Raw genomic sequence first — 18,367 nt, forward strand, 5'->3', positions numbered from 1 at the left:
ACACCAACACCGAGCCGGCACCGTCCGGCCCAGCAGGAGGAACCATGGCGAAAGGCATTCGCTTCCATCGGACAGGCGGCCCCGAGGTCCTGACCTGGGAGGCCCTCGAGGTGGGCGAGCCCGGACCGGGTGAGGTGCGGCTCCGCCACGGGGCCGTGGGCCTCAACTTCGCCGACACCTACTTCCGCTCGGGCCTGTATCCCGCCCAGCTTCCCGCCGGCATGGGCGTCGAGGGCGCGGGCGTCGTCGAGGCCGTCGGTCCCGGCGTCGAGCACGTCGCCGTCGGTGACCGCGTCACCTACACGGGGAGCCCCCTCGGCGCCTACAGCACCGAGCGCGTCATGCCCGCCGCGCCGCTCATCAAGCTCCCGGACGAGATCGCCTTCGACGTGGCCGCAGCCACCACGATGCGCGGCCTCACCACCTCCTACCTCCTGCGCCGAATCGCGCCCGGGCTGTCCGCGGGCGACACCGTCCTCCTCCACGCGGCCGCGGGCGGCGTGGGCCTGCTCTTCACGCAGTGGGCGCGCCTGCTGGGCGTCAACGTGATCGGCACCGTCTCCACCGACGAGAAGGCGGAGGTCGCCAGGGCCCACGGGTGCACCCACACCATCGTCTACACCCGCGAGGACGTCGCCGAGCGCGTGCGCGAGCTCACCGACGGCGCCGGCGTGCCCGTGGTCTACGACAGCATCGGTGCGACGACCTTCCAGAGCTCGGTCGACTCGCTGTCCCGGCGTGGCCTGCTGGTCTGCTTCGGCACCGCGTCGGGCGCCGTACCGCCGATCGACGCGATGCAGCTGGCCGTCAAGGGATCGCTCTTCGTCACGCGCCCGGCACTGGCCGACTACATCGCGGACCCGGCGGAGCGCGCCGAGCTGGCGAACGAGCTGTTCGACCACCTCGCGAGCGGCCGGATCGCCGTCGACATCAACCAGCGCTACAGCCTCGACGACGCGGTGCAGGCGCACATCGACCTCGAGAGCGGAAGGAGCGTCGGATGTTCGGTCTTCGATCTCTGACCTTCACCGAGGAGCCACCAACCCCCCATCACTGCTGCACCACAGGAAGCGAGTACCCCACGATGAACACCACCACCCTCACCCAGGAGTCGGCGGGCTCCTCCCTGCGTACCCCGATGCGGGTCCACCGCCTCACCGCGGCCCTCGGCGCCGAGGTCACGGGGGTCGACCTCGGGGAGGTCTCCCGGAGCGACGAGCTCTTCGCCGAGCTGAAGGCCCTCCTGCTCGAGCACAAGGTCCTGTTCTTCCGCGACCAGGACATCACCCGCGCCGAGCACGTCGCCCTTGCCGAGCGGTTCGGTCCGCTCGAGGACCACCCGGTCGCGGGCAGCGACCCGGACCACCCCGGACTGGTCCGCATCTACAAGGACCGCGACAACCGTCCCGACGACTTCGAGAACGCCTTCCACTGCGACGCCACCTGGCGCGACGCCCCGCCGATGGGCTCGGTGCTGCGGTGCGTCGAGACGCCGGCCGTGGGTGGCGACACCCTGTGGGTCAACATGGCCCTCGCCTACGAGCGCCTGCCCGAGCACGTGAAGGAGCAGATCGCGGGCCTGCGCGCCCGGCACAGCATCGAGGCGACCTTCGGCGCCCGGATGCCCGTACAGCAGCGCCTCGCGCTGAAGGAGCGGTTCCCCGACGCCGAGCACCCCGTCGTACGCACGCACCCCGAGACCGGGGAGAAGGTGCTGTTCGTCAACGCGTTCACCACCCACTTCACCAACTTCCACACGGTCGAGAACGTGCGGTTCGGCTTCGACTACGCACCGGGGGCCAGCGAGCTCCTCAACTACCTGATCCGCCAGGCCGCGGTCCCCGAGTACCAGGTGCGCTGGCGCTGGACGCGGAACAGCTTCGCGATCTGGGACAACCGCAACACCCAGCACTACGCCGTCCAGGACTACTGGCCCGACGTCCGCAAGATGGAGCGCGCCGGGATCGTCGGCGAGCCGACCTTCTGAGACCCCTTCCACAAGACCGACCCGACCGACCCGACCGAGGAGACACCCCATGCACTTCCACGACGACGCCCTCTTCCCCGAGCTGCAGGACCCGCTGGTCATCACCGCCGCGCCGTACGGCCCCGAGTGGGAGCTGGACGACTTCCGCGAGGACCTGCCGCTGACCATGGACGAGCACGTCCAGCAGGCAGTGGACTGCTGGAACGCCGGCGCCACGGTGCTCCACATCCACGTCCGCGACCTCGACGGCAAGGGCTCGAAGAAGCTCTCGCAGTTCAACGAGCTGCTCGGCCGGCTCCGCACGGCCGTGCCGGAGATGATCCTGCAGGTCGGCGGCTCGATCTCCTTCGCCCCGGAGGGAGAGGGCGCCGACGCCAAGTGGCTCGAGGACGACGCCCGCCACATGCTGGCCGAGCTCGACCCCCGGCCCGACCAGGTCACCATCGCGATCAACACCAGCCAGATGAACATCGTCGAGCTGATGACCGAGGACGACATCGCGGGCACCTCGATCCAGCGGCCCGAGATCTACGAGGCCTACCGCGAGATGTACGTGCCCGCCAGCCCCGGCTGGGTCATCGAGCACCTCAAGCGCCTCACCGCCAACGGCATCCAGCCGCACTTCCAGCTCTCCAGCATCCCGCAGCTCGAGACCGTCGAGCGCCTGATCCGCCGCGGACACTACAGCGGCCCGCTCAACCTGACCTGGGTCGCCATCGGTGGCGGCTTCGACGGCCCGAACCCCTACAACATGATGAACTTCATCAACCGGGTCCCGGACGGCGCCTGCCTCACCCTCGAGACGCTGATGCGCAGCGTGCTGCCGGTGAACACCATGGCGATCGCCATGGGCCTGCACTGCCGCAACGGCAACGAGGACACGCTGTGGGGCCGCAAGGGCCAGAAGATGACCTCGGTGCAGCAGGTCGAGCAGCTCGTCCGCATCGCCGACGAGCTCGGCCGCGACGTGGCCACGGGCAAGGACGCCCGGGACATCTACAAGATCGGCGAGACCTACGGCAGCGTCGACGAGACGCTCGCGCGCCTCGGCTACGCGCCCAACCGCAAGCCCGGCCAGGTGGGCTTCACCTTCCACTCCTGACGCACCACCACGCGTGGGGCGCGGCCGAGCCGCGCCCCACCCCGTACGCCGACCCACGCCGTACCTCCCCTTGCGTGACCCCCGGTCGCGCGGCCTCGCCGCGCCCTCATCCAGGACCTCACATGACCACTCGTGCTATTGACGGAACCGTGCTGGAGCCCTCCGCACCGTCCGCCGGGACCAACAGGTCCCGGGTATTCCCCCTGCTCGTCTTCCTCGTCACCTTCGGCCTCCTGCTGTCGGACTACATGTCCCGGCAGGTGCTCTCGGCGGTGTTCCCCTTCCTGAAGGTGGAGTGGGCGCTCAGCGACACCCAGCTCGGGGCCCTCACCAGCGTCGTCGCCCTCACCGTCGGCCTGCTCGCCGTGCCGCTGTCGCTGCTGGGCGACCGCTGGGGACGGTCCAAGGCGATCCTGGCCATGGCCACCCTGTGGAGCCTGGCCACGCTCGGCTCCGCGGTGGCCACGAGCTACGAGCAGATGATGGTCGCGCGCCTGCTGATAGGCCTCGGCGAGGCCGCCTACGGCAGCGTCGGCCTCGCCGTCGTGCTCATGGTCTTCTCCCCGACCCGGCGCGCCTCGCTGACCGGCGCCTTCATGGCCGGCGGGTCCTTCGGCTCGGTGCTGGGGGTCTTCCTCGGCGGGATCCTGGCGGTCCAGCTCGGCTGGCGGTGGTCGTTCGGCGTGATGGCGCTCATCGGGCTCGTGCTCGTGGCGGTCTACGCGCTGTTCATCGACGACGCCAAGCTCGCCCGCCACCAGCACCCGGGCAACGCAGTGACCGGCACCGACGCCGGCCCGGCCGGCCGGGCGCCGCTCCGGACACTCGTCTCCACCCCGTCGGTGATCTGCGCGTACGTCGCCAGCGGACTCCAGCTGTTCGTCGCCGGCACCCTCTTCGCCTGGCTCCCGAGCTACCTCAACCGCGCCTACCAGCTGGCGCCCGACCGGGCGGGCGTCGCAGCCGCCGGCTTCATCCTGCTGATGGGCGTCGGCATGATCGTGTGCGGCGTGGTGACGGACCGGATCAGTCACCACGCCCCCCAGCGCAAGTGGACCTCGTCGCTGGTCTACGTCTCGCTGTCCCTCGTCCTGCTGGGAGCCGGCTTCTCCCTGACTCCCGGGGCCGTGCAGCTGACCCTCATCGCGGCGGGAACGTTCTTCGCCGCCGGCACCGCGGGGCCTGCGGGCGCCATGGTCGCCAACCTCACGCCGGCGTCGATCCGGGCCACCGCGTTCGGCACCCTCACGATGGCCAACAACCTCCTCGGCCTCGCCGCGGGTCCGGTGGTCACCGGCATCCTGGCCGACCGGCTCGGGTTGTCCGGTGCCCTGCAGGTGGTCCCCTTCGTGTCCGTGCCCGTGGTCGTCGCGCTGGTCCTGGGACTCCGTGCCTACCCGGCCAGCGTGCGCCGGGCCCGCACCTCCTTCCCCGGGTGACGGCGATGGTGCACGAGCCGAGCACGGTGGTGATCGTGCCGGGGCTCCGGGGCGACGTCCCCGAGCACTGGCAGACCATCCTGGCGGACCGGCTTCCCCGGGTGTCGGTCGTGGACTCGTTCCAGCGCGACAAGCGGGACCTGACCGGCCGGATCGCTGACCTCCAGCTGGCGGTCGACGCCATCGACGGCCCGGTCACGATCGTCGCGCACAGCGCCGGCTGCCTGGTCACCGCGCACTGGGCCCGCCTGACCCCCACTCCCGTCAGGGCGGCGCTGCTCGCGACGCCGCCCGACCTGGCCCGGCCGCTGCCGCCCGAGTACCCCACGCTCGGCGAGCTCCGCGAGAGCGGTTGGCTCCCGGTCCCGACCGAGCGGCTGCCGTTCCCCAGCATCGTGGCGGGCAGCAGCAACGACCCCCTCGGCGAGGAGGTCCTGGTGCGCGCCACCGCCGCGAACTGGGGCAGCCACTTCGTCGACGTCGGAGCCGTCGGCCACCTCAACCCCGCGGCCGGGTACGGCGACTGGCAGCTGGCGGAGCCGCTCCTCGAGGCGCTGGACGCCATCGTCCTCGCCGGCGCACGCGACGCGGACGGCGCGCTGCCGCCCCTTTCCTGATCCCTCATCCAGACCCATCCAAGGACACCCGATGCTCAACCTCGCGACCCTGCTCGAAGACAGTGCCCGCCGCCACCCCGACCGCGACGCCGTGGTCCTCGGCACCACTCGCCTGGACTACCGGTCCCTCGACGCCCTCGCCAACCAGGTGGCCAACCTGCTGGTCAGCCGCGGCGTCCGGCCGGGGGACAAGGTGGCCCTCTCGTGCCCCAACACGCCGCAGTTCCCGGCCGTCTACTACGGGATCCTCAAGGCCGGCGCCGTCGTCGTCCCGCTGAACGTGATGCTCAAGGCGCGTGAGGTGGCCTACCACCTCACGGACTCGGAGGCGAAGGCCTACTTCTGCTTCGAGGGGACGCCCGAGCTCCCGATGGGCGCCGAGGGGTGGAAGGGGTTCCAGCAGGCAGCCGGGTGCGACACGTTCCTCGCGATCACGGCCGGACCCGTGCCCCAGCACGCCCCGGAGGGCGCAGAGCTGCTGACGTCCGCGCTCGGCGAGCAGCCCACGAGCTTTGACACGGTCGTCCGCGAGGCCACCGACTCCGCGGTCATCCTCTACACGTCGGGGACGACCGGGCACCCGAAGGGTGCCGAGCTGTCACACGCCAACCTCGTCCTCAACGCCCTGACGTGCAACCGCCAGTTCGGCGTCGTCGACCACGACGTGCACCTGGTCACGCTGCCGCTGTTCCACTCCTTCGGGTCCACCGTGCAGATGAACGCGGGCCTCGGCGTGGGGGCGACCCTCGTCCTGCTCCCGCGCTTCGACGCCGGCCAGGCGCTCGCGCTGCTCGAGCGCGAGAAGGTCACCTTCTTCGCGGGGGTGCCGACGATGTACTGGGGCCTCCTCGGGGCACTGGCCCGCGACGCGGACGTCGACGTCGACGCGATCGCGGCCCGCCTCCGGGTGGCCGTCTCCGGCGGTGCCAGCCTGCCGGTCGAGATCATCCGCGAGTTCAGGGACCGGTTCGGGGTGCAGGTCCTCGAGGGCTACGGGCTCTCGGAGACGTCGCCCCTCGCGACCTTCGCGGACCCGGCGCGCGACCCGCGGCCCGGATCCATCGGCGTACCCGTGTGGGGCGTCGAGTGCCGGCTCGTCGACGAGGACTGGAACACGCTCGAGGGTGCGGACGTCGTCGGCGAGATCGCGGTCAAGGGCCACAACGTCATGAAGGGCTACCACAACCGCCCGGAAGCCACCGCCGAGGTGATGCGCGACGGCTGGTTCCGCACCGGTGACCTCGCCCGCCGCGACGAGGACGGCTTCTACTACATCGTCGACCGGGCCAAGGACCTGATCATCCGGGGCGGGTTCAACGTGTACCCGCGGGAGGTCGAGGAGGTGCTCATGACCCATGCCGACGTCTCGCTGGCCGCCGTCATCGGGGTCCCCCACGACTCCCACGGCGAGGAGGTCAAGGCCGTCGTGATCCCTCGCGAGGGGGCGGCGGTCACCGAGGGCGAGCTCCTGGCCTGGGGCAAGGAGCAGATGGCGGCGTACAAGTACCCGCGCATCGTCGAGTTCGTCGACACGCTCCCGATGACCGCCACCGGCAAGATCCTCAAGCGCGAGCTGGCGGCGCGGCCGTGAGCCGGCTGGTGACCCGCGCGCTCGACCGCCTGGAGCGGAACCCGGTCCTCGTCGCCGCATGGGCGGGCGTGCCCGTGGCCGCCCTCGCTGCTCCGGAGGAGCCATGGTGACGGTCCTCGCCGCAGTCGACCAGGTCGTCCGTCCACCCGCGACGAACCGTCCGCGCCGGGTCCTGCTCGCGCTGGGTGTGCTGTCCCTGGGCGTCCTCGGGGCGTCGGTCTGCCACCTGCTCGTCCCGCAGGTGGGCGTCCTGACCTGGGCCATCGGCCTGGGCATCCTCGCCGCCAACGCCGGACTGGTCCCGGCCGGCGCGGCGTCCCAGCTCGGCTCCCAGACCCGGCGCCTGCTGAGGGTAGGCATCGTCCTGCTCGGCTTCTCGGTCTCCTTCGCATCGATCGCCGCCCTCGGGCTTCCCCTCGTCGCCCTCGTCGCCGGCAGCCTGGTGGCGACCCTGCTGCTCACGCTGTGGCTGGGACGCCGGCTGGGCGTGGGACGGGCGCGGACCCTCCTGGTCGGCACCGGCGTCGCGATCTGCGGCGCATCGGCCATCGCCGCGATGGAGGAGACGGCCGGGGCCGAGGAGGACGACGTCGCCGCCGCCATCGCGATGGTCACGCTGTTCGGAACCCTGGCGCTGGTCGCGCTCCCGCTGCTGCAGGGCCCCTTCGGGCTCACCGACGTCCAGCTCGGCGCCTGGGCCGGCGCGAGCGTCCACGAGGTCGGCCAGGTCGTGGCCGCCGCCGGCCCCGCCGGGCCCGCGGCCGTGGCGGTCGCGGTCGTTGTCAAGCTGACCAGGGTCGTGATGCTCGCCCCCGTGGTCGCCGTCGCGGGCGTGGTCACCCGGCTGAGGTCCGCCCGGCCCGGGGCTGGGACCGGCAGGCCCGCCCTGGTGCCGCTGTTCGTCCTCGGCTTCCTCGCCTGCGCGGCGCTGCGCAGCGCGGGTGTCGTCCCGGCGACGGCCCTCGACTGGATCGCCCAGGTGCAGGTCGTCGCCCTCGGCGCGGCCCTCTTCGGGATGGGTTGCAGCGTCCGGCTCGCCCACCTGTGGAGGAACGGCGGAGCCGTGATGGTCGTCGCCGCCGCCGCCACCCTCTTCCTCGGCACCGTCACCCTGGCGGGCGTGCTGCTCGTCGCCCCCGCAACCTGAGAGGCAGCACCCCATGACCGTCCTCATCGACGCACCCGACCGCGACGCCGCGCCCACCCATGGCACGGCCTCCGGCAGCACCCGAGCCCTGCTGAGCGCCGTCGGCCGCACGAGCGACCTCCTCGACCGTGGCGGCGCGCTCGCCGCCGACGTCGCCACCGCCCTGGTGGGGCGCTCCACCGTCGAGCCGGCACCCGGCGACCGCCGGTTCCTGGACCCGGCGTGGTCGGCCAACCCCGTCTACCGCCGGTGGGCCCAGGCCTACCTGGCCGTCGAGCGGGCGATCGGAGACCTGGTCGAGGACGCCGACGTGGACTGGCCGACGCGGGAGCGCGCCCGGTTCGCGGCCGGCATCCTGGGTACCGCGCTCGCGCCCACCAACACGCTGGTCGGCAACCCCGCGGCCATCAAGCGTGCCTTCGACACCGGCGGCCTCAGCCTGCTGCGTGGCAGCCGGAACATGTGGGACGACCTCCGGCACAACCGCGGCATGCCGCGTCAGGTGGACAGCGCGCCGTTCCGCGTGGGCGAGAACGTCGGCGCCACGCCCGGCCAGGTCGTGTTCCGCAACGAGGTCGTGGAGATCATCCAGTACACGCCGACGACGCCGACGGTCCGCGACGTACCGCTGCTGCTCGTCTGGTCGGTGATCAACCGCTACTACGTCCTCGACCTCGCGGAGCGGCGCAGCTTCGTCGAGCACGCCCTCGCCCAGGGCATCCAGGTCTTCGTGACCAGCTGGCGCAACCCGACCGAGGAGCACGGGGACTGGGACCTGGACACCTATGCCCAGGCGCTCCTCGACGCGATGGACGCCGTCCGCGAGATCACCGGCAGCGAGCAGGTGGGCACCGTCGGACTCTGCGCCGGGGGCCAGCTCCTGGCGGCGACGCTGGGCCATCTGGCCCACGTCGGCGACGACCGGGTGGCCTACGCCGGCTTCGGTGTCAGCCAGCTGGACATGTCGGTGCCGAACGCCGCCGGGCTGGTGCTGCACCCCGCGCTCCTCGGGGCCGCTCGTCGTACGACGGAGCGGGACGCCGTGGTCGACGGCCGCTCGATCGCGGCGGTCTTCTCGTGGCTGCGTCCCAACGAGCTGGTCTGGAGCAACTGGGTCAACAACTACCTGATGGGCCTGGAGCCCCCGCAGTACGACGTGCTCGCGTGGAACAACGACACGACCCGGGTGGCCGGCGCCATGCAGCGCGACCTGCTGGCCATCGCCGTCGGCAACCTGCTCACCCGGCCGGGAGAGCTGGAGGTGCTCGGCTCGCCGGTCAGCCTCGGAGCGGTCGAGGTCGACACCTACGTGGTGGGGGCGGAGAGCGACCACCTCGTGCCGTGGCACGGCGCGTTCCGGTCGACCCGGCTCTTCGGGGGCGACGCCACGTTCGTGCTCTCCGGTGGCGGCCACGTCCAGCACCTGGTCAACCCTCCGGGCAACCCGAAGGCCCACTACCGGACCGGCCCGCTGGCCGCGGAGGAGGACCCCCAGCGCTGGCTGGACGGCTCGGAGCGCCAGCAGGGCACCTGGTGGACGCACTGGGTCGACTGGGCGACCGCCCGGTCCGGCGGCGAACGACTGGCGCCCACCGGTCTCGGCAGCGACCGCCACCCACCCGTCGAGGCTGCGCCCGGACGGTACGTGAGGGAGCGATGACCACCACGTCGTACGTCGTCGTCGACGGCCTCCGCACCCGGGTGCGGGTCCACGGGGACGGGACGCCGCTGCTGCTGATCGGTGGTGTGTGGAGCCAGGTGGAGCTGTGGGACGACGTGCTGCCGTACCTCGAGGGCTTCCGGACGATCACCTTCGACCCGCCGGGCATCGGGGCGACCGAGCTGTCCCGCCGGCCACTGACGGCCGGCGGGCTGGCCGGCTTCGCCGCCGGCGTCCTGGACGCCGTCGGCGTCGAGCGCGCCCACGTCCTCGGTGTCAGCCTGGGCGGGCTGGTCGCCCAGGCGATGGCCCGTTCGCACCCCGACCGGGTGGGCGCCCTGGTCCTCGTGTCCACGGGCTACGGCCTGCCCGGCGTGCCCGGACGTCCCGACGTCCTGCTGAGGTTCGCACGTCCCAGGGCCTACGCGGACCCGGACGAGCTGGAGCGCAGCGCGGGCCGCATCTTCGGCGGCCGGCTGCGTGACGATCCCGGACTGGTGCGCCGCTGGCACCTGCGACCGGCAGCGGACCTGCGGTCCTACGTCTACCGGCTCGCCGGGGTCGCCGGCTTCACCAGCCTGCCCTGGCTGCACCGACTCGACTGCCCGACGCTCGTCGTCCACGGCGACGACGACCCGATCGTGCCGCTCGCCAACGCGCGCGTGGTCGCCTGCCTGGTGCCCGGCGCCCGGCTGGAGGTGATCCGCGGGGGAGGGCACCTGGTGCTGCTCGACAGCGTCCGCGAGGTCCTTCCCACGATCACCGAGTTCCTGACCCACCTCCATCCCCGTCCCCGCACCGCGCGGCCGACCACCACCACGAGAGACCGAGGAGACCACCCATGAGCCACAGCCCCGACTTCGACCTGTTCCGTCCGACCGACGACCACGAGGAGCTCCGCGCGGCGGTCCGCCTCGTCGCCGAGAACAAGATCGCCCCCCACGCCGCGGAGGTCGACCGGACCGCCTCGTTCCCGCAGGAGGCGTACGACGCCCTCGTCGCCTCGGACTTCCACGCCCCGCACGTCCCCGAGGAGTACGACGGCGTGGGCGCCGACGCGGTGGCCTCGGCGATCGTGGTCGAGGAGGTCGCCCGGGCGTGCGCGTCGTCGTCCCTCATACCGGCGGCGAACAAGCTCGGCAGCACGCCGCTGATCCTGTCCGCGTCGGAGGACCTGAAGCAGCGCTACCTCACCCCGCTCGCCCGGGGGACGACCACGTTCTCCTACGCCCTGTCGGAGCGGGAGGCGGGGAGCGACACCGCCGCCATGCGGACGCGGGCCGTGGCTGCGGGCGACGACTGGGTGCTCAACGGCCAGAAGTCGTGGATCACCAACGCCGGCGTCTCGGAGTACTACACCGTCCTGGCCGTCACCGATCCCGACGGGCGCCGCGGGGCGAACGTCAGCGCCTTCGTGGTGGAGAAGTCCGACCAGGGCTTCACCTTCGGCGACAAGGAGAAGAAGCTCGGCATCAAGGGCTCGCCGACGCGTGAGCTCTTCTTCGACGACGTGCGCATCCCCGGCGACCGGATGATCGGTGAGCCGGGGGACGGCCTCAAGATCGCCCTGCGGACCCTGGACCACACCCGCATCACGGTCGGCGCCCAGGCCGTGGGCATCGCGCAGGGTGCGTTGGACTTCGCCCTCGGTTACGTCAAGGAACGCCGCCAGTTCGGGAAGCGGATCGCCGACTTCCAGGGCATCCAGTTCATGCTGGCCGACATGGCGATGACCCTCGAGGCGGCGCGGCAGATGGTGTACGTCGCCGCGGCGAAGTCCGAGCGCCACGACGCCGACCTGTCGTTCTTCAGCGCCGCCGCCAAGTGCTATGCCTCCGACGTGGCGATGCGGGTGACCACGGACGCCGTCCAGCTGCTCGGTGGCTACGGGTTCACCGAGGACTTCCCGGTGGAGCGGATGATGCGCGACGCGAAGATCACGCAGATCTACGAGGGCACCAACCAGGTCCAGCGGATCGTGATGGCCCGGCAGCTCCTCGCAGACGGCCGGTCGCACGGCTGACCCGCCACGCCCTGCAACAACCTGTCGCCCAGCTCCGGGACCAAAGGCCCGGTGCCGCAGGCGGCGAGGTGCCCTACCGTGTGGAAGGTCGGGTCTGTCGCAGGAGGTACGGGGCATGGGCGGGTTCGGGATCGACCTCGGGACCGCGAACACGGTGGTGTGCCACCAGACTCGCGGGTTGGTGCTCGACGAGCCGTCGGTGATGGTGGTGCGCACCTCCGAGACCGGCTGGCGCAAGGTGCGGCCGCTGCTGGTGGGTCGGGAGGCCCGCGACCTGCTGGGCCGCTGCCCGGTCGGGCTCGCCGCGGTGCGGCCGCTGCACGACGGCGTCATCGTCGACCTCGAGGCCGCGCGGGCGTTCATGGTCGGCCTGCTGGGCAAGGTCGCGGCGCCCGCCTGGACGCGGGTGCGACCTCGCGCGGTGATCGGGGTGCCCGCCGGGGCGACGGCGCTGGAGAGGCGCGCCCTCCTCGAGGTGGCGGACGAGGCCGGGATCCGCAAGCCGGAGCTCATCCCCGAGCCCATCGCCGGGGCCGTCGGATGCGGACTGGACCCGCTCGAGCCGCGGGCGCACATGGTCCTCGACATCGGCGGCGGCACCTCGGAGATCACCGCGTTCTGCTACGGAGGCGTGCTGTCCCACCGCTCGTCACGGATCGCGGGCGACGAGATGACGCTGACGCTCTACCGCTACCTGCGCTCCGAGCACCAGCTGCTCGTCGGCGAGCTGACCGCGGAGGCGCTGAAGTGCGGGGTGGACGACGAGGAGGGCCTGTCCTCGGTGGTGCAGGGCATCGACCTGGCCACCGGCCGGCCGCGGCTGAAGACCCTGGAGTCCGCGGAGATCCTCGAGGCGTTGCGGCCCACCGCGGACGCGATCATCGCCACGCTCGCCGGTGCGCTGGACGACCTGCCGCCGCAGGCGGCGGACGACATCCTGACCGACGGGGTCACGGTCTTCGGCGGCTCCAGCCTGCTGCGCGGCTTCGACAAGCTCGTCGAGTCGGCGTTCGCCTTCCCGGTGCGGATGGCCGAGCGGCCGCTCACCTGCGTGGCGGAGGGCGCCGCCCGGTGCCTGTCGGACCCCGATGTGGTCCGCGCCTACGAGGGCACCTTCCTCGAGGCGGTCTGACCGTTCGTGGCCGGCCTGGCGGTCGACCTGGTCCGCGCGCAACGCGGGGGAGCGGCCGCCCTCGCCCACCGTCGGGCTGACCGTCTCGACGCCCTCGTCGACTGCGCACGCTCACGGTCTGCCTTCTACCGGCGTCACTACTCCGGACTGGCACCCGGTCGGGTCCGGCCGGAGCAGCTGCCGCCGGTGACCAAGCCCGAGCTGATGGCGCGCTTCGACGAGTGGGTGGGCGACCCTGCCGTCACCCGTGCCGTCGTCGAGGCCTTCGTCGCGGACCCGGCCCGGGTGGGCCAGCCACTGCTCGGCCGCTACTTGGTGTGCGCCTCCTCCGGCACCACCGGTGAACCCGGGCTGTTCGTGCACGACCGGTCCGCGATGGCGGTCTACCGGGCCTTCAGCGTGCGCGCCGACCTCATGTGGTTGACCGCCGGTGACTGGGTGTCGCTGGCACGCCGCGGGTTCCGGTGGGCCGCGGTCGTCGGCACCGGCGGGCACTTCGGCGGCGAGGCCTGGATGGAGCACGAGCGACGGCGCAGCATGTGGCGCCGGCACACGTACCGGGTGTTCTCCGTGCAGCAGCCGCTGCCTGCGCTCGTGGAGGCGCTGGAGGACTTCGACCCGGCGATCGTCACGTGCTACCCCAGCGCCGCGGCCCTGCTCGCGGAGCAGCAGGCCGCGGGGCGGCTGCACCTCCGACCGGCCGTCTTCGAGACCGGCGGCGAGTCCACGACGCCGGCCGTGCGTGGGTTGCTCGACGCGACGTGGGGCCGCGCCGTCCGGGACGTCTACGCCGCGTCGGAGTTCGACCCGCTCGCCTTCGGGTGCGACGAGGGGTGGTTGCACGTGAACAGCGACTGGGCCGTGCTGGAGCCGGTCGAGGCCGACCGCACCCCGACGCCGAGGGGCGCCACGTCGTCGAGCGTGCTGCTGACCAACCTCGCCAACCGGGTGCAACCGATCATCCGCTACGACCTCGGGGACTCGGTGCTGGAGCGGCCCGACCCCTGTCCCTGCGGCAGTCCGCTCCAGGCGATCCGGGTCGCCGGGCGGCGCGACGACCTGCTCGCCTTCCGGACGTCCGGGAGCGAGCAGGTCGTCCTGGTGCCCCTGGCCCTGGCGTCGGTGATGGAGACCACCCCCGGGGTGCGTCGCAGCCAGCTGGTCCGGACCGGCCCCGACACGCTCCGGCTCCGCCTGGAGCTGCTGCCGGGGATCGACCCGGAGACTGTGTGGCGACAGGCCACGGGACGGTTGCGCGACCACCTGGCCCGGCACGGCCTCCACGGAGTCCAGGTCGAACGTGGCACCGAGCCGCCCGAGCCCGGTGCGCGGAGCGGGAAGTTCCACCAGGTCGTCGGGGCACCCTCGAGGCCGCCCGGGTCGTGGGGTGACGGCTGACCGCGGAGCTCCCCGGTCGTCACCGTCGCGGGGGAGGAGCGGCTCACCGCCTCCCGGCCGCCGGCCGGAGGCCCAGGATCTCCCGCTCGTGGGCGAAGAAGTACTGCATCACCGGGAGGATGACGGCGCCCGACGTGCTCACCCCGTGCCCACCGCCCCGGACGAAGGACGTCGCCACCATCCGCGGCCGGTCGAGTGGGGCGGCCGCGGTGAACCACGAGTCCGGCGCCCCGTTGGGGGCCGACGGGTCCTGTGCCGAGCCCGTCTTGGCGCCGGCCCGCACCGGGAGCGCGGTCAGGATGCTGGCGGTGCCGGACGTCGCGGCCAGCGCCATCCCGTCGCGGACCGGCCCGAGCCTCTCGGCGTACGGCAGGGGGCGGGGTCGCGGCCACCGGAGCCTGGACCGGTGCGGGCCGTCGCCGTAGGAGAGGCCGAGGTGGGGCGTGACCACGGCGCCGGTCGCGATGCCGGCGGTCCAGAGCGCGTCCTGCAGCGGCGTCACGGTCAGGTAGCCCTGGCCGATGCCGAGGATCACCGTGGAGCCGGGGTACCAGGTGCCGCCGTCGCGGGCGATCGACGCCGGGGTGCCGAGGTAGCCGCTGCTCTCGCCGGGGAGGTCGATGCCAGTCGGCCGGCCGACCCCCAGGCTCCGCGCCGTGCTGATCATCGGCTCGGCGCCCATCGCCCACGCGAGCTGGTAGAAGTACACGTTGTTGGACGACGCGATCGCCTGCGGCAGGTTCTCCGCCGGCAGCGGCATCCAGTTGCCGAAGGTGTGGGTGCCCAGCGTCCAGGAGCCGCCGCCGGGCAGCACCTGGGTGGGGGGCACCGTCCCGTCCCGCATGCTCGCGGCCGCGACCACGAGCTTGAACGTCGACCCGGGCGGCGCGGCCACCTGGGTCACGTGCTCGAGCATCGGGCTGCCGGGGCTGCGGGACAGCCGGGCGAGCTCCTCGTTGTCCACGGGCGGGCCGAACACCGTGTTGTCGTACGACGGCCGGCTGGCCATCGCGAGGACCTCGCCGTTGCGGGGGTCCATCACCACCGAGCCGCCGAGGTCCCCGAGGGGCTGTCCCGGCCGGGCGCGCAGCACCGCGTCGAGGCTCCGGGTGAGCTCGCGCTGCAGGCCCAGGTCGAGGGTGAGCCGCAGGGTGCTCCCGCGCCGGGGCGGGGTGTAGGGGCCCATGGCCATGGGCGTGCCGGCCGGCGTCACGTAGACGCACTGCCGGCCGTCGGTGCCGCGCAGGATCGGGTCGTAGACCTGCTCGAGCCCCGCGCGACCGACGCCGGCCCCCAGCGGCAGGTCGGGCCAGCGCTCCATCTCCACCGGGGTGGCCACGCCGGTCCAGCCCAGCACGGGTCCCAGGAGGTCGCCGTGCGGGTAGCGGCGGCGGGTGTCGGGGACGACGAACACCCCGGGCAGCCGGGCGTCACGGACACGTCGGCCGGCCGCCGTCGGGAGGGAGGCGACGGTGAGGTCGCGGCTCGCGGGGTGCCGACGGAGCTGGCGGCGCAGGCCGCTCTCGGGGCGCGCGGTCAGCGCGGCGAGAATGGCCACGTCGTCGGGCTCCACCAGCGCCGGCACCACCGCCACCCGGTGGCGCCGGACGTCGAGGGCGAGCGGGATGCCGTGCCGGTCGGTGATCTCGCCGCGCGCCGCGGGCACCCGGGTGCAGCGCAGCATCTGGGTGAGCGCGGCCTCGCGCAGCTGCGATCCCTGCGCGCTCTGCAGCTGCCAGGCGAAGCCGACCATGCCGACGAGGAGGGCGGTGACCGTGACGGCGGTCGTGCGCAGCAGCCGGGGTCGTGCGGCGTCCGGCGATCCGTGGCTCCACAGGCGGTGGGTCTCCCCGTCGGCGCCCAGTGCCAGCACCAGCCCGAGCGCGGCGATGTGCACGGCGGCCGCTGTGCCGCCCTGGCTGACGAGCGGGAACGGCACTCCTGCGGTGGGGGCCAGGCCCAGGTTGCAGGCCACCGAGACCGTGACCTCGACGCTGACCAGCGCGGCGAAGCCGGCGGCGGCCAGCCCCGCAGGCCGGTTGCGTGCCCGGCGGCTCGCGGCGACGGCCCGCCAGACCAGGACCGCCGCGGCGAGGACGGCCAGGGAGCCGGCAAGGATCCCGAACTGCGCGACGAGGCTGGCGAACGCGAGGTCGGTGTGTCGGTCGGGCAGGTAGAGCCCGACCACCCGGTTCAACGGGTGGTCCGCGCCGCCGGTGAGGCCGCCCCAGGCCAGGGCGATGTGCATCTGCTGGATCGCCCAGCCGGGCCCGTCGACGTCGGTCGAGCCGCTCAGGAAGGCGTTGAGCCGTTCCTGCTGGTAGGGGTGGAGAAGGTGCACGACGAACGGCAGCGCGAGCACCGTCGTGGCGAGCACCGGGACGAGCACCTTGAGGGGGATCCTGCCGAGCACGAGCATCGTGAACACGACCGCGCACAGCACCAGGGTGGTGGAGAGGTCCGGCTGGACGAGGATGAGGGCGATGGGCAGCGCGGCGACGGGGAGGGCGGTCGCCAACCGTCGCGGCCACGACCGGTCGCTGCCGAGCACCTGGGCCAGCACGAGGAGCAGGCCGAGCTTGGCGAGCTCGGACGGCTGCATGGAGACGGGGCCGATCTCGATCCACCGCTGGGCCCCGCGGACCGTCATGCCCCCCACGTCGACCGCCACCAGCAGCACCACGCTCAGGAGGTAGCAGCCCCACCCGAGCCACCGCAGGCCCTCCGTGCGCCACCGCCGCAGGACGGCGAACAGCACGAGGCCCCCGACGACGACGACGAGCTGGTGCCGGACGGCCGACCGGTCGCCGAGCGCGGCGAGGTTGGCCAGGCCGAGCCCGACCAGGACCGCGACCGCGCCGACGGCGAGGGGATCGATGAGGGCGGCGACCGGGAGCCCTACCGGCCGGCCGGGCCCGGGACGGGACCGGCGCCCGCCCAGCAGCCCTCGTTCGACGCTGAGCATGGCCCGGTCAGCAGCGCAGCGACGAGCCGGCGACCGGCACCGGTGGCGACTGGGCCCGTGCCGGCGCGGTGGTCAGGGCCACCAGCACGGGGGAGCGACCCTCGGGGACGGGGACGGAGGAGCTGTTGTAGACGCTGGTCCAGCCGGGCTGTGCGGTCACGGTGACCGGCCCGGACCAGGTGACGGGGCTCTCGCACGAACGCGCCGCTCCCACCCTCCACGCCACCGGCCGGGTCGTCTCTGCGGGGCGGAAGCGGACCGTCACGGTGACGGGGCAGGGGGTGCCCGGCGTGCAGGCCGCGGCCCCTGCCACCTCGACGGCCGTGATCGGGCCGGCGCTGCGGCCCGCGAGCGCGGTGACGTCCGGACGGGGGTCGCGTCGCTGCCGTGCAGCCGGCTCTCCCGAGGACCCGGCCGGGGCGGCCGGCTCGGCCCGCCGGCCGTCGCGGTCGGTCGCGCCGGACGAGCTGGTCGGTCCGCTGTCCGGGTCACGGAGCACCACGTAGCCGCTGGCGGCGATCGCCGCGGTCAGCAGCACCCCGACGACCAGCAGGCGACGGGTGCGCGACCGACGGTGGCCCGTGATGCGTCCGCGTCGGGGTGGGCGGCTCGGCCCGGGATGCGCCGGCGCGGCGCGGCGCGGGCCGGGCCGGGACACGGCCGGGGTCGCGCGCGCGTCGGCCGGGACCGCGACGCTGGCAGCGACGTGGGCGAACGCGCCGACGAGCGCCGCGAGCTGACCGGACACGCGCTGCCGGGCGCCCGTGCCGAGAGCGGCGGCCAGCGCGCCCTCGAGCTCGCGAGCACTCACGCCCAGGTCCGGTCGCGGGTCCGCGGCCGCCTGCTCCAGCCTGCGCAGCAGCAGCACCTGCTCGGACGTCGGGTGCGCCGGCAGACGGCGTGCGTTCTCGGCCAGCTCCCCCAGGAGCTCGGTGACCGGGGTGCCCTCCCCGGCCGTGGCACGAGCCACCTCCACGTCACCGGACGGGGTGATGGCCACCGACCAGCGGTCGTCCGCCGGGTTGGTCCCGTTGGTCGTGCCGCCCGGGTGGGTGGCGTCGAGCAGCTGCACCGCCACGAGGCAGGCCTGCGCGGGAGTCAGCACGACGACGGGCAGCAGCCGCCGGAGCGGCACACCGTGGGCCGAGCTCAGCGCCCGAGGCAGGTCCGCGGCGGGCTCCTGCTCGGCCGGGCGCTCATCGAGGTCGGAGCCCGTTGTCCCCGGCTCCGAGGTCTCCTGAACCATACGATCCCCCGTTCCTGCACACTGACGAGGTGCGGCGGGCCACGCATGACCGTGGAGCTG

The 18,367-nt window shown here is 73.3% G+C and carries 14 protein-coding genes; 12 read left to right on the forward strand and 2 right to left on the reverse strand.

Translation table 11 applies throughout. From position 1 onward, the window contains the following. The first annotated feature begins 44 nt into the window (after positions 1-44). The 12 genes from DAI17_RS07555 (at position 45) to DAI17_RS07610 (ending at position 14,096) form a co-directional block, all read left to right on the forward strand. On the forward strand, positions 45-1,022 hold the full coding sequence (locus DAI17_RS07555) for a quinone oxidoreductase family protein (RefSeq protein WP_107772262.1): 978 nt from the start codon (positions 45-47) through the stop codon (positions 1,020-1,022). Between the two features lie 62 nt (positions 1,023-1,084). Continuing rightward, a complete protein-coding gene (locus tag DAI17_RS07560) occupies positions 1,085-1,987 on the forward strand; it encodes a TauD/TfdA dioxygenase family protein (RefSeq protein WP_107772263.1) in 903 nt (300 codons plus the stop codon). Between the two features lie 49 nt (positions 1,988-2,036). Continuing rightward, positions 2,037-3,089, forward strand: a complete 1,053-nt coding sequence (locus DAI17_RS07565; protein WP_107772264.1) for a BKACE family enzyme — start codon at positions 2,037-2,039, stop codon at positions 3,087-3,089. 149 nt (positions 3,090-3,238) lie between these two features. Then, the gene (locus tag DAI17_RS07570) at positions 3,239-4,528 is read left to right on the forward strand and encodes an MFS transporter (protein WP_199904988.1); all 1,290 of its coding nucleotides are present in this window, start codon (positions 3,239-3,241) and stop codon (positions 4,526-4,528) included. Between the two features lie 5 nt (positions 4,529-4,533). Next, positions 4,534-5,145, forward strand: a complete 612-nt coding sequence (locus DAI17_RS07575; RefSeq protein WP_107772266.1) for an RBBP9/YdeN family alpha/beta hydrolase — start codon at positions 4,534-4,536, stop codon at positions 5,143-5,145. 31 nt (positions 5,146-5,176) lie between these two features. Beyond that, complete coding sequence (locus tag DAI17_RS07580; RefSeq protein ID WP_107772267.1) at positions 5,177-6,736, forward strand: long-chain-fatty-acid--CoA ligase; 1,560 nt, start codon at positions 5,177-5,179, stop codon at positions 6,734-6,736. Between the two features lie 106 nt (positions 6,737-6,842). Beyond that, positions 6,843-7,883, forward strand: coding sequence for a YeiH family protein (locus DAI17_RS07585; protein ID WP_159081409.1), 1,041 nt, complete (start codon positions 6,843-6,845; stop codon positions 7,881-7,883). Positions 7,884-7,896: 13 nt separating this feature from the next. After that, complete coding sequence (locus tag DAI17_RS07590; protein ID WP_107772269.1) at positions 7,897-9,543, forward strand: PHA/PHB synthase family protein; 1,647 nt, start codon at positions 7,897-7,899, stop codon at positions 9,541-9,543. Further along, positions 9,540-10,388 (forward strand): alpha/beta fold hydrolase, encoded by an 849-nt coding sequence (locus DAI17_RS07595; protein ID WP_107772270.1) that lies wholly within the window; start codon positions 9,540-9,542, stop codon positions 10,386-10,388. Before DAI17_RS07590 ends, DAI17_RS07595 begins: the two co-directional genes overlap by 4 nt. Further along, a complete protein-coding gene (locus tag DAI17_RS07600) occupies positions 10,385-11,566 on the forward strand; it encodes an acyl-CoA dehydrogenase family protein (RefSeq protein WP_107772271.1) in 1,182 nt (393 codons plus the stop codon). Before DAI17_RS07595 ends, DAI17_RS07600 begins: the two co-directional genes overlap by 4 nt. Positions 11,567-11,681: 115 nt before the next feature. Beyond that, positions 11,682-12,698 carry a rod shape-determining protein gene (locus DAI17_RS07605; protein WP_107772272.1) on the forward strand — a complete coding sequence of 339 codons (1,017 nt, stop codon included), beginning with the start codon at positions 11,682-11,684 and terminating at the stop codon, positions 12,696-12,698. A 186-nt stretch (positions 12,699-12,884) separates the two neighbouring features. Then, complete coding sequence (locus tag DAI17_RS07610) at positions 12,885-14,096, forward strand: phenylacetate--CoA ligase family protein (protein WP_159081410.1); 1,212 nt, start codon at positions 12,885-12,887, stop codon at positions 14,094-14,096. A 43-nt stretch (positions 14,097-14,139) separates the two neighbouring features. Here DAI17_RS07610 and DAI17_RS07615 read toward each other — a convergent pair whose 3' ends face one another. Further along, positions 14,140-17,061: an FtsW/RodA/SpoVE family cell cycle protein gene (locus DAI17_RS07615; RefSeq protein ID WP_107772274.1), complete on the reverse strand. Its 2,922-nt coding sequence runs from the start codon at positions 17,059-17,061 to the stop codon at positions 14,140-14,142. A 7-nt stretch (positions 17,062-17,068) separates the two neighbouring features. Continuing rightward, the gene (locus tag DAI17_RS07620) at positions 17,069-18,307 is read right to left on the reverse strand and encodes a hypothetical protein (RefSeq protein WP_107772275.1); all 1,239 of its coding nucleotides are present in this window, start codon (positions 18,305-18,307) and stop codon (positions 17,069-17,071) included. Between the last annotated feature and the right edge of the window lie 60 nt (positions 18,308-18,367).

It is taken from the genome of Nocardioides sediminis (genome assembly GCF_003047295.1).
In the GTDB taxonomy this organism is placed as follows: domain Bacteria; phylum Actinomycetota; class Actinomycetes; order Propionibacteriales; family Nocardioidaceae; genus Nocardioides; species Nocardioides sediminis.